The 17,976-nt window shown below is 43.1% G+C and carries 18 protein-coding genes and 1 tRNA gene; 10 read left to right on the top strand and 9 right to left on the bottom strand.

The window, feature by feature from the left end:
- Positions 1-11: 11 nt before the first annotated feature.
- The 6 genes from BN1938_RS05490 to BN1938_RS05465 form a co-directional block, all read right to left on the bottom strand.
- Positions 12-1,211, bottom strand: coding sequence for a type II secretion system F family protein (locus tag BN1938_RS05490; RefSeq protein ID WP_050639635.1), 1,200 nt, complete (start codon positions 1,209-1,211; stop codon positions 12-14).
- 42 nt (positions 1,212-1,253) lie between these two features.
- Positions 1,254-2,036, bottom strand: coding sequence for a prepilin peptidase (locus BN1938_RS05485; RefSeq protein ID WP_050639634.1), 783 nt, complete (start codon positions 2,034-2,036; stop codon positions 1,254-1,256).
- A 201-nt stretch (positions 2,037-2,237) separates the two neighbouring features.
- Positions 2,238-2,687: a hypothetical protein gene (locus BN1938_RS05480; RefSeq protein ID WP_050639633.1), complete on the bottom strand. Its 450-nt coding sequence runs from the start codon at positions 2,685-2,687 to the stop codon at positions 2,238-2,240.
- Positions 2,688-2,727: 40 nt separating this feature from the next.
- Positions 2,728-3,195: a prepilin-type N-terminal cleavage/methylation domain-containing protein gene (locus BN1938_RS05475; protein ID WP_050639632.1), complete on the bottom strand. Its 468-nt coding sequence runs from the start codon at positions 3,193-3,195 to the stop codon at positions 2,728-2,730.
- A 293-nt stretch (positions 3,196-3,488) separates the two neighbouring features.
- The gene (locus BN1938_RS05470; protein WP_050639631.1) at positions 3,489-4,289 is read right to left on the bottom strand and encodes an MBL fold metallo-hydrolase; all 801 of its coding nucleotides are present in this window, start codon (positions 4,287-4,289) and stop codon (positions 3,489-3,491) included.
- 56 nt (positions 4,290-4,345) lie between these two features.
- A complete protein-coding gene (locus BN1938_RS05465) occupies positions 4,346-5,206 on the bottom strand; it encodes an NAD(P)-dependent oxidoreductase (protein ID WP_050640013.1) in 861 nt (286 codons plus the stop codon).
- Between the two features lie 455 nt (positions 5,207-5,661).
- On the opposite strand from BN1938_RS05465, the gene BN1938_RS05460 reads away from it, so the two are divergent.
- From BN1938_RS05460 to BN1938_RS05445, 4 genes are all read left to right on the top strand, one after another.
- Complete coding sequence (locus BN1938_RS05460; RefSeq protein ID WP_050639630.1) at positions 5,662-6,492, top strand: prepilin-type N-terminal cleavage/methylation domain-containing protein; 831 nt, start codon at positions 5,662-5,664, stop codon at positions 6,490-6,492.
- Between the two features lie 162 nt (positions 6,493-6,654).
- Positions 6,655-7,713: a CdaR family transcriptional regulator gene (locus BN1938_RS05455; RefSeq protein ID WP_050639629.1), complete on the top strand. Its 1,059-nt coding sequence runs from the start codon at positions 6,655-6,657 to the stop codon at positions 7,711-7,713.
- Between the two features lie 416 nt (positions 7,714-8,129).
- Positions 8,130-8,591: a GNAT family N-acetyltransferase gene (locus tag BN1938_RS05450; protein ID WP_050639628.1), complete on the top strand. Its 462-nt coding sequence runs from the start codon at positions 8,130-8,132 to the stop codon at positions 8,589-8,591.
- A gap of 123 nt (positions 8,592-8,714) precedes the next feature.
- Positions 8,715-9,869, top strand: a complete 1,155-nt coding sequence (locus tag BN1938_RS05445; protein ID WP_050639627.1) for a glycerate kinase family protein — start codon at positions 8,715-8,717, stop codon at positions 9,867-9,869.
- Between the two features lie 149 nt (positions 9,870-10,018).
- On the opposite strand, the gene BN1938_RS05440 is transcribed toward BN1938_RS05445, so the two are convergent.
- Both BN1938_RS05440 and BN1938_RS05435 read right to left on the bottom strand, forming a co-directional pair.
- The gene (locus BN1938_RS05440) at positions 10,019-10,789 is read right to left on the bottom strand and encodes a sulfite exporter TauE/SafE family protein (protein ID WP_050640012.1); all 771 of its coding nucleotides are present in this window, start codon (positions 10,787-10,789) and stop codon (positions 10,019-10,021) included.
- Positions 10,789-11,235 (bottom strand): MarR family winged helix-turn-helix transcriptional regulator, encoded by a 447-nt coding sequence (locus tag BN1938_RS05435; RefSeq protein ID WP_082202820.1) that lies wholly within the window; start codon positions 11,233-11,235, stop codon positions 10,789-10,791. Before BN1938_RS05435 ends, BN1938_RS05440 begins: the two co-directional genes overlap by 1 nt.
- A 198-nt stretch (positions 11,236-11,433) precedes the next feature.
- Between BN1938_RS05435 and BN1938_RS05430 the strand changes: the two genes are divergently transcribed.
- The 4 genes from BN1938_RS05430 to BN1938_RS05425 all read left to right on the top strand — a co-directional run bounded on the left by BN1938_RS05430 (position 11,434) and on the right by BN1938_RS05425 (position 14,390).
- Positions 11,434-11,506, top strand: a tRNA-Thr gene (locus BN1938_RS05430).
- Positions 11,507-12,590: 1,084 nt separating this feature from the next.
- Positions 12,591-12,800 (top strand): helix-turn-helix domain-containing protein, encoded by a 210-nt coding sequence (locus tag BN1938_RS24180; protein ID WP_369794744.1) that lies wholly within the window; start codon positions 12,591-12,593, stop codon positions 12,798-12,800.
- A 219-nt stretch (positions 12,801-13,019) separates the two neighbouring features.
- A complete protein-coding gene (locus BN1938_RS23850; protein WP_242843811.1) occupies positions 13,020-13,121 on the top strand; it encodes a Uma2 family endonuclease in 102 nt (33 codons plus the stop codon).
- Between the two features lie 195 nt (positions 13,122-13,316).
- Positions 13,317-14,390, top strand: a complete 1,074-nt coding sequence (locus BN1938_RS05425) for a DEK C-terminal domain-containing protein (RefSeq protein ID WP_050639625.1) — start codon at positions 13,317-13,319, stop codon at positions 14,388-14,390.
- An 836-nt stretch (positions 14,391-15,226) separates the two neighbouring features.
- On the opposite strand, the gene BN1938_RS05420 is transcribed toward BN1938_RS05425, so the two are convergent.
- Positions 15,227-15,424: a helix-turn-helix domain-containing protein gene (locus tag BN1938_RS05420; RefSeq protein WP_050639624.1), complete on the bottom strand. Its 198-nt coding sequence runs from the start codon at positions 15,422-15,424 to the stop codon at positions 15,227-15,229.
- 393 nt (positions 15,425-15,817) lie between these two features.
- Between BN1938_RS05420 and BN1938_RS05415 the strand changes: the two genes are divergently transcribed.
- Complete coding sequence (locus tag BN1938_RS05415) at positions 15,818-16,426, top strand: hypothetical protein (protein WP_050639623.1); 609 nt, start codon at positions 15,818-15,820, stop codon at positions 16,424-16,426.
- Positions 16,427-16,644: 218 nt separating this feature from the next.
- Complete coding sequence (locus BN1938_RS24175) at positions 16,645-17,877, top strand: Ltp family lipoprotein (RefSeq protein WP_082202818.1); 1,233 nt, start codon at positions 16,645-16,647, stop codon at positions 17,875-17,877.
- The last annotated feature ends 99 nt before the right edge of the window (positions 17,878-17,976 follow it).

Genomic DNA, 17,976 nt, shown 5'->3' with positions numbered 1-17,976 from the left:
CCTTCTGCCTCCTATTCCATGCCTGCTATGCTGTCGTAAGAACCGTACAGTGCGCTGAACACAGCCACCATAACAAATGCCACCACAATCCCCATGATGATCAGCATGATTGGCTCAACATACGACACCATCTTATTGATCGCAATGTCCGCGTCAAATTCCATGGCATCCGCCGTTGCCAGCAGCATGGAGTCAAGACTTCCGGTTTCTTCCCCTACCCGGATTGTATCAGACAGCTTCTTTACAAACCCGTCCACCATATCCAGGCCATCGCTCAGGTTGTTGCCGGCCCGGACATAGGGAATCACTTCGTCAAACTGTAAATCTATGTAATCGTTGCCCACCGTATTTCTTGCAATCTGCAGTGCGGGTACGATCGGAATTCCCGCCGAATAAAGGGAGCTTAATGTCCTTGCAAAACGCGCGGTACAGATCACCTTCTGCAGCTTGCCGAATACCGGCATATGCAGACGCACCCTGTGCCATCTCCTTCGGAAACCGGGAATCCTCAGCAGCGCCTTCCATCCGACCCACAGCCCCAACAGCGCCGCTATGGCAAGATACCAGTAGCTCTGCATGAAATCGCTGATCCCATTTAGAATACGTGTCGGCAGCGGCAGAGTATCCATGGTGTCAAACAGCTCCTGAAGCTGCGGCATAACAAACTTTGTGAGCACCATGATAACCGCGATGATCATAACACCCAGTATCTTAGGATACACAAGGGAGCTGGATATCTTTCCGTTCAGACGGTGCTCTTTCTCGAACATCAGAGCCATCTGCATGGAAACCAGTTCCAGATTGCCGCTGCTCTCCGCAGAGCGGTACATATAAATCATAAGGGGAGGAAATGCCCCGTTCTGTGACTCCATCGCCTCCGAAAGGGATATTCCCTGCCGGATCTGGCGAATCATGTCTTCATACACCTGCCGTTCATTTGGCTTAATGGACTCCCCGTTTGCAATGATATTGAGCGCCCGCACCAAAGTAACGCCCGCACCGACCAGCGTGGACAGCTGCCTGGAAAAATCCGCCAGCACCTTTGCCTTAAACTGCTTCCGGTTCTTTCCGGACCGCACTTCCTTTGCTGAAAGCAGAAAAGCGTCCTGCTCGTGCAGCCTGAGCTGCAGCTCCGCCTCGCTTCCCGCATTCATGGCGCCCGATATCTTTTTTCCGTCTATCGTCTGAGCCTTATACTTGTATTGTGCCATCAGACGTCCCTCCCTGATCCCCTAATTTTAGGTAATACTTTATTATATCAGAATCCCCAGATACCAGTCAATCATCTGGTTCCCGAAGAGCAGGCCCAGTATCATGCCCGCACACAGAAACGGCCCGAATGCAAACTGTTCCTTGCGCCCCTTCTTTCCCGACGCCAGCAGATAGATTCCATATCCGCCTCCCAAAAGGATACCGATAATCGCGGACGCCAGAACCGTCCGCCATCCAAGGAACAGCCCGCCTGCTGCCATCAGCTTGATATCGCCGCCTCCAAATGCTCCAGGGACTGCGATCGCAAGAAGCAGCATAGGCACGCTGATGCAAACCATTCCGATCAGCCTCTGCCCGATCGTAACCTCTTTCATAAAAAACAGCCCCGCTGCAGCCAGAACCACAATGGCTATGGAGCAGCCGTCCGCAATCTCCATGGTGTCTAGATCCATCAGTGCCACAACGGTCAGAACCCCTGCGAATGCAAAGACAAGCACAGCTTTCGCATAATCCCCGCCGTCATATCCATAGTATATGGCGCAAAACAGTGCAGCCGCACCGCCTGCTGCCTCGGCAAGCGTATCCCTGGCTCCAATTTTCCCGCCGCAGTAACGGCACTTCCCCCGCAGGAATAGATAGCTGAAAATGGGGATTAAATCCGCCGCCCCCAGTTCATGGTGGCAGGCCGGACAGACGGAACGCCCCCGGATAAAGGACATTTTCTTGGGGACACGATAGACAATCACGTTTAAAAAAGAAAACACACAGGCGCCGGCAAAAAACAAAAGGATACACAACAGCGCTTCACATATAATTAAACCCATACTTATTCTCCGAATTTTGTTTCAAACCACGCTCGGTGATTGCACATTGAATTGCTTAAATCAATTACTTCTTATGAAAAGAAAACAGTGTTTTTTCGTAACAGTTCAGGCCTGCCTGAATTGCTACTTCGTTTCCACTTTTTCCCTTTCATAAAAAGGGGAATTCACCCGGTTTCAACCGAATAAATTCCCACTCCTCATCTAATCAGCATATTGATGAATCTTCCAGTAGACTTCCCATGTATCAGTATCATCAGTTGAATCATACTGATACTGCACCAAAAATCTTCCCTTCCGATAACTCATGGTATCTACGCAGTTCTTTCTGGTATTCCATGAAACTAAATGGATCTCTCCCTCCGCTCCTGAATAACTGACGATCTCCTCCTCCGCAGACTTCACCATCCCGCTTGAACGGATTCTGTCCATTATGGAGGTGGGGGAGCCATAATACTCCAGGCTGAGGAGATTCATGTTCAGAACAACATTCTTCGCTTCACGCAGAGCCTGCCGTTCCTGAACTGACTGGTCCCATATCCACAGGGTCGGTGCAAGAACCACTGCGGAGATCAGCAGGACTATGAGAGCCGTTTTACATGCTCTTAGGAACTTGTTTTTGTAGATGAGGGATTCATAATTTTGCTTGGGCATATGTAATTATGAACCTCCTCTCTGGAACTAAATTCAAGAATTAGTTCTTTGTTACTGTCCAGCCTGCAGTAACTCCAGTTCCACCATTCATATTCCAAGTTGCAGTATACTTACCGTTGTTATATGCAAACCGAGTAATTTCGTTATAAGTCTGGGCACCAGCGCTTGAATCAGCAACTGCCGTCACAGTATATACAGCTTTGTTAGCAGGTGCTTCAACAGTTGCCGCTCTGTTCAAAACTTCAACACCATTTACTTTATAATCATCACCTAATGCAGACACACCTGTCTGCTCATTCGCCTGGCTGGCTGCATAGTCTGCCTGCAACTGAGATAAGATAGTTGCTGCATCAGCTTTACAATTAGCTTTATTGGCTTTATCTACATATCTCAATAAACTTGGGACCAATACCGCCGCAAGAACCAGAATAATTACAATTACAACAATCAGTTCAACCAGCGTAAACCCTTTCTTATTTTTAGCCTTCTGTCTTAATTTTTTAAACATAAATTTTTCCTCCTGGATAATGTTAGTCGTCCTCCCTTTGCACCGAATAGAATCAATAATATGACTCTCGGAAAGACCGCATATCATGCATCATGACATGCGTATCTGATACTGGTTTGATTTTACCTCTGTTTGTCAGTTTTTGTCAATAAGCTGTGGCGCATTTGCCTGATTACTTTTTAATTTTCATGAGATTTGAAGCTATTATTTGTGCTTTCTTTGTTCTTTTCATCTCAAAATATATATTCTGAGCAAGTACGCCCGTTTATTTCACTTTTACAGCACAAAATCTGCTAGATCCGGAAGACTTCCTGGTCATCCGGTACATACAGATTTCCGCTGTAATATTTTCTTCCTTCTTCGGTATATAGTTCTTTCCGTTCCTCCAAATGCGTTTCTTCTGTATGATAAAGTATCAGATTTGGGACTCTCAGCTGCTCTGCCAGCAGACATGCCTCTTTTACCGTACTATGATGTTTTTCGTATGGCTTAAATTTATCTGCTTCCCGGTATAGGCAGAATGCTTCATGCATCAGCCAGTCGCTGTCTCTGACATACTCCTCTTCACACGGATTATATGGTTCATCCCCGCAGCAGGACAGCTTTTTCCCGTCCGCTGTTTTCAAAGTAAATCCAAACTGCCGGGCCTTTGTTGATCCTATATCAAAAAAGGTAACTTCGCAGCCCAGTATCTGTTTCGTATCCCCGCTTTCAAGCGGAATCAGCTGAATACGTCCTCCAAGGTGTTTCGTCACCTTTTTCATGATCGTCAGTTCCGCTATCGTTGTGATCGTCGGGATCAGACCGCTGTGGCAGTAAATCCTGACCTTTCCCTCATATTTTCCCTGATTCATGTTCTGCCCGATCATTCTTATCAGCCAGAACAACCCCAGCAGATGATCTATGTGCTCATGCGTAATAAATATATCGTGAATTTCTTCCAACGGTATATTCGTCTCCTTCAGAATCCGGAGGATCTGATTGCCGCCCCCTGCATCTACCAGAAAATGCCTGTTTTCCTCCGTCAAAGCAAAGCACGTATTATAGCAGTCTGTCACCGTTGCATTCCCCGTACCTAATATCGTCAATTTCATAGCCTGCACCCTTTTCTAATGTACATTTCCCTCGCCCCTTTTAGGCGGCCTGCCGCCTATTCATAGTACTTCATCAGCGCCTGTGTTCCCAGCTCTCCATATCCTTCTGCTTCCAGTTCTTCACAGTTAGCAAGCACCTGGCTGAGCATCCCCAGATCCAGCTCACTCATATTTGCCTCAATTAAAGCCAGTTTCATGTCCTTTATAAAATGCTTCATAAAAAATCCGGGCGCATAATCGTCAGCCAGAATCTTCGGCCCGAATGTATCCAGCTGTCTGCTGCCTGCCGCACCAGTGGATACTGATTTTAAAACAATTTCCAGGTTCAGCCCTTTTGCCCTGGCGTAGGCAAGCGCCTCACAGACTCCCGACAGCGCCCCGGCAATCATAATCTGATTTGCAAGCTTGCAGTGCTGTCCGCAACCGGCCTTCCCCTGATAATTGATATTTGTCCCCATAGCTTCAAACAGCGGAAGACACGCTTCGTAGTCCGCCCGGTCCCCGCCGGCAAGGATAGAGAGGGTTCCCTCTTTTGCTCCGGTATCACCGCCGGTTACAGGGGCATCCATTACATGGAAGCCTTTCTTTGTACCTTCTGTATATATTTTCTCCGCGATCTGCGGGCTGGTCGTTGTCATATCGATCAAATATGCTCCTGCTTCTGCACTGTCCAAAATATTGCCTGCGTCAAAATATACCTCTTCCACATCCTTTGGGAATCCCACAATTGTAATAACGGCCTCACATCCCGCCACACAGCTCTTGATCGTGTCATGGAAAAGCGCCCCCTCTGCAATTAAATCTTCTGCCTTCGCTTTGTCCCGTGCAAAGACATGCAGTTCATAGCCCGCTTTCATCAGATTTCGCGCCATAGATTTCCCCATGATTCCTATTCCAATAAACCCTATCTTCTTCATTCCATCACCCTCGTCTTCATTTTGCCGGAAAATGATTTCAACTTTTTTCCGGATCTTAGTTTGTATTTTGTTATCTTGCTTCTGCTGATTCATGATTTAACTTCACACTGCGTAACAGTTCAGGCCTGCCTGAACTGTTACTGCAAAGACTCATTGTTTTATTATAGTATATTAGAAAACCTGTCACAATAGATAAATTATTATTTCTTGCATCACACTGCCAACTCGTTACTATTCATGGCCTATGGGCCGTACATAATAACGGCATCCGGCTCATTTAAAGCCGCCTGTGGCTAGGAGCCAGATGCCCGGCCCCATCACTTTATTGGCGCAGATGTCGTGCATCGTGGTACACGGTCCCGTAAATAGTAACGCTAAATCACATTGAAATCTTCCGTTGAAAATGCTATACTGAACACACATTTTACAAAAGAGAATATCTGGGGAGGTATTTTATGAAGCGGAAAAACGGTGGGTTCACATTAGTCGAATTAATTGTTGTGATTGTTATCATTTTAGTATTAGCGGCCGTCCTTGTCCCTTCACTCTTAAGATATGTGTCTAAAGCCAAAAATGCTGCTGCTATTAATGAGTGCAGCGAAGTACTTCAGGCTGCTGCCAGGACTGCCGTTGATCTTGCTGCCGAAGGAACCCTTACCTCGCAGATCCTGAACGACAGCAGGCCTGTAATCTTGAAACAGGCGAACGCAGGCGGATCATTTGAGACTACTATACAGTTTGAAGACGATGATGCGGAGATCTTATCCTTCGGATATTTATCGGAAAACAATCTTCATGTGATTTATGATATCAAACATGATCCCCGGATTTACATAGACGTAGAGGGAACTGCCACCCTTACGAGGATGAATAATTTTGTAAAACAGGCGAGCGACTTTATTACAGAACAAAAAAAGGATCCTAAGCTAACTTCTCTGGACCGCAATAAACTTATAGAAAATGCAGTAAATAACGGAGGGCTCTTATCGGTAACAGATTCTCAGAAAAAGGGAACACCTTTTGAAAACAAGGATTTGTATTGGCACCCTTATTATTTAGGCAGCATCAAACAGGACAGTCCTCCCGTTATTCTCTTCGCCAATACTTCTTCCACTAGTTGGGGCTCATGGTATGCTAATTTGATCTATGTGGATGGAAAAGTATATAAAGCACCAGATGTTAAAAATATAAGTATAGGAAATTGGGGGGCTGCTAATCCACCCGTATATGATATTTCCTCTCTTCAGGCTTGGCTTGGTGATAATGCGTACACGGAAGTAAACTAAATCACCTCATATAAAATATAAACCATCTGCCAACTGGCTGGCACAGCCGGTCAGCGGTGGTTTTTTAATTTGCTCATTTTGTCTGCCATAGGAAAACATTTCCTGGCATTGATACCAAAAGTATATTACAATATACATATCAACCAGACAGGAGGACTCTCTATGGAACTTTCCAGGCAGCTCGCCTCACAGATTGTCAATGCAGTCTACGAGGTGGTCAAAAATGACATCAACTTGATCAATGCCTCCGGCATCATCATCGGCAGTACGAATCCTCAGCGAATCGGTACTTTCCATGAGGCCGGCAGTGAAGCTGTGAAAACCGGCGCCCCCGTATATGTAGACAGCGGACATCGTTTTAAAGGCACACAGAATGGAATTAACTACCCCATTTTTCTGGAAGGGCATCCAGTCGCTGCAATCGGAATCACCGGAAATCCGGATGAACTCAGGCAGTTCGGCTTCCTCATTACTAAAATCACAGAAGTTTTTCTCAAGGAGCAGCAGCTGAATGAAGAAATGCTCTCTGAAAACCGATCCCTGCATTATCTGGTGACATCGCTTATTTATGACAACATTCAGAATCAGAAGCAGCTGGAATTGCTTCTGGATAAATACGCGCTCGATCCCGCCCGGGAATATGCCGTGCTTTCTATAAAAATGCCGGACACCACCCTGGAGCCTGCACTGCGTTTTTATTTTGCCGCTCTGGGATGCCGGCTCTCCCTTTATCTTTATCCCAATGAGTGGGTCGTCATATTTGACAGGGAAACCTACGGCCGTTTTTCTCCGTCTGAATTCAGCAGCAGGTTTCAGGAACGTGTTCATTCCGGCATGGGGCCGTTTTGTACACTCTATCAACTGAACCAGTCCTATCACAGTGCCCAGATCGCCCGGGAACATGCACGGCAGCGGAACGCCGTATTCTGTGATATAGAAGACATTTCCATTGAGTTTGTCATGGAAAGCCTGCCAGGCAGTATACAGAGGCTTTATGCGGATCATGTCCTAAAGCAGCTGAACCCCAGGGAGCTGCATATCTTGAAAACGTACTTCAACTGCAGCCTTTCTTTAAAAACTGCTTCCGAGGAACTCTTTATCCACAAGAATACTCTGCAGTACCAATTGGACAAGATCACTGAAAGAACAGGACTCAATCCGCGGGTATTCCATGATGCTTTCATGCTGCAGTTTGCTTTACTCTGCAAGCAGCATTCATAAAGTTCCTTGTTTATTTATACCACTGTATGCGGGGATGATTTTCAAACACGCTTTGTTACTAACAACAAATATCAACAGTTTTTCCTTCTATTTTTAGTATCTGTAACATGGATGTGCGCTGAAATTTTGATATACTAAATACATGCAGGACATCATTGTCTCTGTGTCTGTACTAAAGCATAGTAAATGTCAATAGTAAGCGATTCGATGTGAAGTGATATACCCCCGCATAAACACAGTTCTTTCCATGATTTGTAGGTTATGATTTTAATATAAAACCCTATTTGTTTTTTAATTGGATGTCCATAAGCACACCTTGAATGATATGGAAAACAAGCAGGTGATTATACTACGTTCTTTTCAAACAAACTCAAATGTAACATAGAAAAAATTTTATATTTTGTGAGGTGTAAGAGATGCAAATACAAGAAGTTTTTGACCAAAAAGTAAAGTCCGATATATGCAATATTATTTTGCGTGAATTACCCGATTGGTTTGGAGTTGAGGCATCTATTGTTGATTATGTTAGTAAAGTTAAGACGATGCCTTTTTATGCAGTATTTGATGAGCAGAATCCTGTTGGATTTGTTGCGATAAAAATTCATAATACATATACGGCCGAGGTATGCGTCATGGGTGTTATCAACAGGTATCAGCGTGGCGGTTTAGGCACAAGACTTATATCGGCTGTGGAAGAATATTGTTGTTCCAACAATTTCGAATTTTTAACCGTTAAAACATTAGCCGATACCGTTCAATATGAACCCTATGAGAGAACCAGGAGATTTTACCACAAGATGGGTTTCGTGCCATTAGAGATTTTTCCACTTCATTGGGATGAAGAAAACCCATGCCTGTTTATGGCTAAAAAGCTATAGTCCACTATGAACAAAATGGGTATATTCCGTATGTCTCTGCTTTGCGGCAAAATGGCATTCTGCTGCGTAACTATTCGTCTAATCAATCAATAAAAATTATATTTCAAATACGGAGGTTTTATTATGAAGATAGTAGTTGCTGTTGATTCTTTTAAAGGCAGTTTAAGTTCTATGGAAGCCGGACGTGCAATCCGGGAAGGTATTCAAAAAGCCAATCCTCTAGCAAATGTGATTGTCAGACCGCTGGCGGACGGAGGCGAAGGCACAACCGATGCCCTCATAGAAGGGCTGGGCGGGGAGCGCATAGAACTTACCGTAACAGGCCCTCTGGGCGAACCGGTATGCGCCTGTTACGGATATTTGAAAGAAACCCACACCGCCATTATCGAAATGGCCTCTGCCGCCGGGATCACCCTGATTCCAAGAGACAAACGAAATCCAATGGCCGCCACCACCTATGGTGTAGGAGAATTGATCAAAGATGCGGCAGAAAAAGGATGCCGCAATTTTATCATCGGAATCGGCGGAAGTGCAACCAACGATGGCGGAATCGGCATGCTCCAGGCACTTGGATATGAATTTCTGGATGAAAACGGACTTGAAGCAGGCCAAGGCGCCCAGGCCCTCGCCGGAATTACCAGCATCTGCAGCGATCACGTCTTACCATGGCTGTCCGAATGTACTTTTCAGGCCGCCTGCGACGTAACCAATCCCCTTTGCGGCAGCAACGGCGCCACATACATATACGGCCCGCAAAAAGGGGTTACCGAAGAGATGAAGCCCTTACTGGACGCCGCCATGGACCATTTTGCCCAAATCACCGCTGACAACTTTGGCGTCAGCCACGCCGCCGCTCCCGGAGCCGGTGCAGCCGGAGGCCTCGGTTTTGCCCTCCTCAGTTACCTGAACGCCCGTCTTACCCCCGGCATTGACCTGATCCTAAATGCAGTCCGCCTGGAAGAAGAAATGAAAACCGCAGACATCGTAATCACAGGAGAAGGCCGTCTTGACAACCAGACTGCCATGGGTAAAGCCCCCGCCGGAGTGGCCGCCCTCGCAAAAAAATACGGCGCCAAAGTTCTGGCATTCGCCGGAAGCGTCACCCCGGACGCACGTGCCTGCAACAGCGCCGGAATAGACGCCTACTTCCCCATAGTGCGTGGAATTACCACCCTGGAAGAGGCCCTCATCCCGGAAAATGCTGCTCAAAACCTTACAGACAGCACAGAGCAGGTCTTCCGCCTTATAGAAGCACTGTCAAACCACAGCTACAAATAAAAAGGAACTGCCCTATGTGAAATTTACATAGGGCACGACAGCTAAACACCCACAAACGAATCGTCAATTCACGCACATCTCCCGTTCCCTCCTGTTCCGCTCCCGAAGTGCCGGCTTTCCTGTCCGGATGCCGCACTCTGGCGGCTCTTTTAGAAAATTTTCACTGCAATCATCGCAATCCCCAGCACAGACAGAACAATTCCTGTAGCCCGGTTCAGGGTCTTCGCCGGGGCTTTATTCGCAAATTTAGCCGCTAATCTCGCGCCAATCAAAGTAAACAGAATACATAACACAAGGGCAGGTATATCCGGCAGCCCGCCGCTGATTGAAAAATGGGATACGGCACCTGTAAAAGCCGTAAATGCCATGATGAAAACACTCGTCCCCACGGCTGTCTTTAATTCATATCCCAGAACACTTGTCAGCATCAGAAGCATCATCATGCCTCCGCCTGCACCAATAAATCCGCAGATAAATCCGATCACGATTCCGCACAGAATTGATTGGATAATTTTTGTCCTGACGCTTTTTTCCGCCTGCTTTTCTTTTGTCGTCATCACCGGTTTTACGATAAACTTAATACCCAGAAGCAGTGTCATAAAGACAGAAAAGCTTCCCATTGTCGTATTCGGAACCAAAGAAGCGATATAACTGCCGAACAGGGTGAATACCAGGACGGTAAGGAGCATCACGATCCCGTTTTTGATATCCAGGTTTTTATGTTTTCCATATGTATAAGCAGAGACTGCCGATGCAAGCACATCAGATGCCAGTGATATTCCCACCGCTTCATATGCATCAAATCCCAGAAATGTAATCAGCATGGGGGAGATCACTGCCGCCGCAGAAAGTCCCGCCAGTCCCGTTCCGATCCCGGCCCCCATTCCAGCGGCCAGACAGACAAGTATCTTCACTATCATCATTCCTCACCTCGTTTCATTGTGTCCAGATTACCTGATATACGATAGAGAATTTTAGCAAACATCTGTTTTTCTTCACTCGTAATCCCCCTGAAAACCCGCTCCATAACCGCGGCCTGTGCCTCCAGCGCTTTTTCAAGCGGCCCGGCTGCTTCTTTTGTAACCTGCAGATGGCTGATTCTTCTGTCTTTATCGTCTTCCCTGATTGAAAGCGCCCCTCTCTTTACCAGCAGTTCAACTGCCTTAGATACATAAGATTTGGCTATATGGCGGTACTCCACGATATCTCTGGCCGTATCGTACTGAGGATTATTGTGAAGAAATAAAAGTACATCCACTTCCACTTTACTCATGCCGTACCCGGCCGCAACCGCATTAATGCTTCCGCTGTACAGCTTATTGAATTGATTCGTAATAGATAAAAATTCACTTGTAGAAATCATCATTCTGCCTCCTGATTGATTAGTTTAACTGACCCGCTCATGCAAAATATAGTTCATTTATGAACTGTTCTTCAATGAACTATATTAGCATAAAAGAAAAATTTGTCAAATGATTTTAAAATAATAGACGTTTTAAAAAAAACAGTTGAAATTCATAGAAAAAAGAGATATAATAATCAAGGTTCGTCTGACGAGCCACAGGCTGGAATAGCTCAGTAGGTAGAGCACTTCACTCGTAATGAAGGGGTCGTCGGTTCAAGTCCGATTTCCAGCTTTCGTAAAAAAGGCCGCAAACCCGTGGGTATTAAGGGGGTGCGGCTTTTTTAGCGGTCTTTTTTGAATCGAACGTGTTTTCGAAAAATCCCCAGAAATCCTTAAAAATACCCAGAAATTCCGAAAAAAGTAGTCAAAACAAACGTCCTTTACGCCTTATATTTAAAGGCTTTTAAGTACTTTTTAAAATTTTATTTAGTCAAATTAAGAAATTGGACAGAAAACAAGGGTGTCAGTGGACAATAGACACGTTTTCTTGTCAGCCAATCATCGATATGTTAGAATGATTATGAGATTGGAACTACTCCTCAAAATTAGTTCCTTTCCCATCACATTCAAGTCCGGTTTAATTTCCGGGTTTTATGCCTAAAAGTAAGAAGGATCCCTTCTTCCACCACCTCCCCTTCGTTTGACAGGTCGAGCATCAGTTTCGCCGCGTTGGCAAGATCGAATCAGAGACATTCTATTTTGCATTCATTCTCCCTGCATATATCCATGACATACTTCATGACCGCGTTCTGTACAACATAGATGTATTCGTTACGGTCAAAACACCTGTTTTCTTTCATGCATCATAATCAACTTTATCCTTTCTCTTCCGTTCAGCTATCTTCTTGCTATTTGGGATAAATAAATGCCAATACACTATGTATTTGATGATTTCTTTCCCTGTGCCTGTCCCCAGACATTCAGCATCTTCGAAGGGAATGCGGTCATCTTTTCTGGGATTTCCTTGGCAATCTCAAAAGCCTCCCGTATTTCGGAACGCCCGTTTTCATAACTTATACGGATGGGTTTGCATACCACCACAGCCGTTCATCTGATATGTTGCTTTGAATTTCATAGTCCTTTATATAAAGCTCCCAGATATCAACGAAATATGACTCATTCCATACATCCACGTCAGGATCCAGTGTCCTGGAACAATAAGCATATTTCTACACATAACACGGATATGTTAGATCCACGCCCAGTGCCTGTGAATAACCTTTTTCTGCGATACCCCCACGTTGCTTATCTAGTAAGAATCACTTTAACTTCACCTCTTCTCACTTCTCAGTAACTCCTTAAGCTACCGGCATCATATCAATGCATTTATAACTTTTTTATGGTATAATAAAGTTACTATCAAATTAAAAGGTGATCGCATTAAGAATCTACGCGAATCAATAAATGTTTTACAAACAGAATTAGCCGAAAAAATCGGTGTTTCTAAGCAAACATTATACAAATACGAAAATAACATTGTAACAAATATACCTTCCTATAAAATAGAACTGATAGCAAAAACATAGGCATCACCCCTTCATATCTAATGGGGTGGGAAGATGAAAAATCTGCTGAAGAAATCGTAAAGACCGAACATAGATTAAAAGGAATTTACAGCCTTATGTCCACATATTACGATAAGGTCATTGAATAAGTGTTATATGCGATAAAAATAGCTCACCAACAAAGACTGCAGTAGCACGCCCGACTGGGTAATAGAGATAACATCACCGTCTAATCCACAGATGGATTACGGTGTGAAGTTTTTCAAATACCGCACAGCTGGAATCCGCGAATACTGGATTATGGATCCACAGAAACATATCGTCATGGTATATGATTTTTAGAAGGAACAGGAATCTACTCTATATACATTAGATGAAGATATTAATGTCTGCATATATGATGATTTTACTATCAATATTGCAAAATTAATTTAATAAGAACCGCCTCTGTGCCAACAGGACCGGATAAATCGATGTTACGTCAGACGACTTAACATATATTTTGAAATGTATGATAACGAAAGGAGAATTATTTGTATGAAGAAAAGGATATTAGGAATCTCTTTAATTTTAGTGATGTTACTTTCAATCGTTGGATGTAGCAAACCAGATGCATCTGATAAGAGTTCCGGAGATAATGTAACTTTGAAAGCCGAAAAGAACCTTTTTGACGTTGAGATCACGTTACCGGCATCGTTAGTCGGTGATTCAGATGATACCCTAGATGAAGAAGCGAAAGCTGCAGGAGTAAAAGAAATTGTCAAAAATGCCAACGGTTCCATTACTCTGAAAATGACTAAGCGAGCTCACCAACAACTGCTTTCTGACTATAAAGACAGTATTGACGATGGAATTGATGAAATCCTTAAAGACAAAGAGAATTACCCTTCATTTAATTCTATCTCCTACAATGATGATCTTACTGAATTTACGATTAAGGTAAATCCAGATACATATAATGAGATTCAAGGATTTGTTGCCTTAGTATTCTACATTGAGGGCAATATATACCAAGCACTTAGCGCTGTTCCGGAAGACCAATTGATAACTATTGTGAATTTTGTTGATAAGAATACCGGCAACATAATAGAACACGGTAACTCTTCCGAGACAGAAAGTTCAGATATAATTGACGAAAGCGAAACAACATCACAGGAACAGCCAACAACACCTCCACAGCAAGAGATAGATATGACCGGAGACTATATCGGCAACATTGCCTGCCCTCTGCCTCCAGTAAGCAGTACTTACAAGATACATAACCTTGCTGACATCAATACAAGTATCGTTCTTCATGTCGAAAATATAGATGATGCTAATTTCAGTTTCTACATAACAAAAGCAGTGCTTAACGAAGATGGCAACGTTTCCGAGGATATTATTTTCTTAGAACACATTGCTCACTACAACGGTGCTGGATTTTATGAGTTTATTGGGGAACAGTATCATTTGTACTTTAAATTTAACAGCTTGGGGGATATTGCATCATACAAAGTTATGGAGATATATGGATTAGAGCCGCTGTATATACCTAGCGAATATAATGAGACAATGCAGTATAATGGAATAACAGGAAATTTATTCCGGATGGGTTATCCTGGCGTTGGATAAATAAAAAACGCCCGGTACGCCAATACCGAGTGGTCTTGAGAAACTATCACCCCCATTTCAATCTACGCCCGAAACATAGCGACAATATCCCCCGAACAAGGATGTTGTACCATTCCAAGCGTGGTTTAGTCAAACACACTATTTTTCTGCCATTTTATAAAAGGGGTGATACAATATGGCAAGATACAAGATAAGAGCGGATGGTAGATATCATACCACCATTCCCACGAGTATCATTTAAATATAGTTAACTAAAACACTGCTTCCAGAAATTTTTTTTAAGCAAATTTGAAGTAATTTAGTCAAATTGAGTTTTTTAGCCGTAGAATGGCTTAAAATGGGCGTTAGCAGGACTATGTCAGAACACTGGTAATAAAGGGGTCGTCGGTTCAAGTCCGATTTCCAGCTTTCGTAAAAAAGGCCGCAAACCCGGAGGTATTAAGGGGTTGCGGCCTTTTTTATATTGTTGGAAAAGATAGTTAAGGAACCAGATCTGTTCAAGATAAATACTGAATATCACAACCATCTGAAAACGGATGTCAAAGTACATATATATCAAGAAGAAAACTCCGTGTTATGAATATTTTCAAAAATTCTTTCGCTATATGAATATTTTAGTGGATAAGCGGCACATAATGTTGCGTATTCATCATGAAATGTGTTAATATATATACAAGATTGGAACTACTCCTCAAAATAGTTCCTTTCCCACCACATTCAAGCCCGGAGTCCTGAAGATTCCGGGCATTACTTTATTTGAATCACAGTAATGTACTTTCCATTTTCTGATCTCATCATGAAGAAATCGATGGTTGCAGTTAGCCATCTTTTTACCACTATCCCTCCAAAAGAGAATCTATTGAAACCTCAAAGATATCTGCAATCTTCTTAATCATATAAATATCAGGCAAACGCTTCCCCCGTTCATAATTTGAAAGAGTCGTCCTTGTTATATGCAGAAATCTTGCAAGCTGCTGTTGTGTCATGTGTTTCTGAAGCCGTAACTTACGTATACTAAAACCGATATCTGACATAAAATCGACCGTCCCCCCTATATTTCTACATTATCATGCTTTCCAAGAAAAGTATACGTAACGTGTCGTATATTAACTATTTTCATTTTTTAACGAGTTCATTCCACCTCGTATAATGACAAGTCAATTTTGGAAATGTTTCTATATTACAGCATATAAATACTGTCATACACTGAAAGCAATTTGAATGCATTTCTAGATCCTCTCTTTTGCGCCTCTCTTTTGTGAAATCTCCTTTCCTTGCTTATTGAATATGTCTATGGTACAATACAAAAAAGCAATTTGGATATAAAAGAAAAGATGTGCTTAATGAAATAATTATTAAGCCAAAAATGTTTTATGGAATAGGACGTGTAGGTTCAAAATAAGGTTAAAAAGAAAGGAAGGCATCATATGAAAAACAAAATACTTAAAGTTTTAACAATCCTGGGAATGGCGCTTTTACTGACCGCTTGTTCAGCAAGCGACAAACCGGCACAATCAACAGACAAAACGGCCGATGAGAGCTCCGATACAAAACAGTCTCAAGATAAGAGTACTGACAAAGAAGAGAAAGTTCAAAATTCTTACACTATTGATCAGATTACAATCACAGCAGAACATTATTCAGTTGAACCATATAATGATCCGAACGGTAAATTTACAAAACGAATCTCTATCATGTTCAATATCAAAAACGAAACTGACAGTGCCTTTGGCTATGTTAAAAGCTGGGAAGGCAGATTACCTGACGGATTCAAATTGGAAAGCCTGATTGAGGCACAAGATTTAGACTTAATACAGGTTCCCTCCGGTGGTTCTATTGATGACGCAGCTTATTTACTTGCGGATGATTCCGCGAATCTTGATGAGATAATAGCGACATATTCGTTTATGGATTACAACGAAGATTATTGGAAGGACTTTGGCAAAATCGTGTCGGGAGAGATGAATGAAGAGGAATTCAAAAGCAAATATGGAACACCTAAAGAATTAACATTTGATCTGACACCAATTAACTAAACACAAGCCGCTCCCTCATCAGCAGACCATTCCAGCCTTAATTCGGCAATGATTTATCCGATGATAAAATCTGGGCTGATAAGGTAATTGAATCCAGGAGGGAGCGGTGTTGCATCTAAACAAGCAAACGCCGCCATCAAGTTTAAAGGAGTAGAATTAACACATCTGTCGTGTTTTTTCTATAATATAAACTAAGGAAAAAGAGGGAGGAATTATTTATGAAATGTAGCAAATGTGGAGCAGAAATTCCAGAAGGAGCAAAGTTTTGTACTGAATGCGGAACAAAAATATCCGGGGATGCAGCCGTTCAAGAGACCCCGCCTGTACAACAGGAGGCAGAACAAACTTATTATACCATGGACCAAAATAATGGAAATCATCCAAAAGCAAATCCTCCGGTACCAAAAAACGCGGCTTTCAAAACATTCCGTTTGGTATTAGGAATCATTTCAATTATATTGTTTCTAATAGTCTCGCTGCAATCATGTGTTGCAGGAGCAGCAAATGCTTTAAGTTCAAATGGTGAAGTCAGTGGATCTGCCGGATTTTTATTGGCTGTATGCATGTTGATTGCCGGAATTGTTACAATATGCTTAAAGAAAAAACAAACAACAGCTGGGTATCTTGTTCCTGCCGGATTTTATATTGTCGGCGCACTTCTCGCTGCAGCAAATGTAGGAAGTTACTCTGATTTAGGAATATGGGCCGTGTTAGCATCTATATTCGGTGCACTGCATGTATTATTCATGTTCAGAAGTAAGAACACTAAGGCTTTAATCTCTATCATTGTCCCTATAGTAATTGTAGTCATCATATGCTTGTTCGTCGGAATTTCAGGATCTGGGACAAGAAATGCAGGGGATAAAACCACAAAGAATACGGAGAATAAAACGGCAAGTTCGACAGCAAAAGAAAATGAGACAGCGCCAAATGATACTGCAAAAACGCCTGAAACCAAAACAGACAGCACAGCGAAACCAGAACCCGAGCCAGATGTTCCTGCTGAGTATAAAGCTGCATTAACAAAAGCTGCCAGTTACAGTGATATGATGTATATGTCTAAAGCCGGAATATATAACCAGCTTACTTCCGAATATGGTGAGCAATTTCCTGCAGAAGCAGCGCAGTATGCTGTGGACAATCTGAATGCTGATTGGAATGCCAATGCATTGGCAAAGGCGAAATCTTATAGCGATTCCTTGCATATGTCAAAATTAGGTATATACAACCAGCTTATCTCTGAAAATGGAGAGCAGTTCACGGCCGAAGAAGCTCAATATGCCATGGATAATTTGGAGGCTGACTGGAATGCCAACGCATTAGCAAAAGCAAAAGACTACCAGGAATCATTGGCTATGTCTGCTGAAGCTATCCGGGAACAACTGACCTCCGAATACGGTGAACAGTTCACAGCCGAAGAAGCTGATTATGCAATTTCACATTTGAATTAATATCTGCGTTGAGAACATATTTCAGTTGAAAAAAATTACTCAAAAAAGCCGCAGCCCCATTCCCCGGGATTGCGGCTTTTTATTGAATGGAAAAACCCG

The sequence above is a fragment of the Eubacterium sp. SB2 genome (assembly GCF_001244405.1).
Lineage (GTDB): Bacteria > Bacillota > Clostridia > Lachnospirales > Lachnospiraceae > Faecalicatena > Faecalicatena contortus_B.
This window is presented reverse-complemented; position numbering and strand designations above follow the sequence as displayed.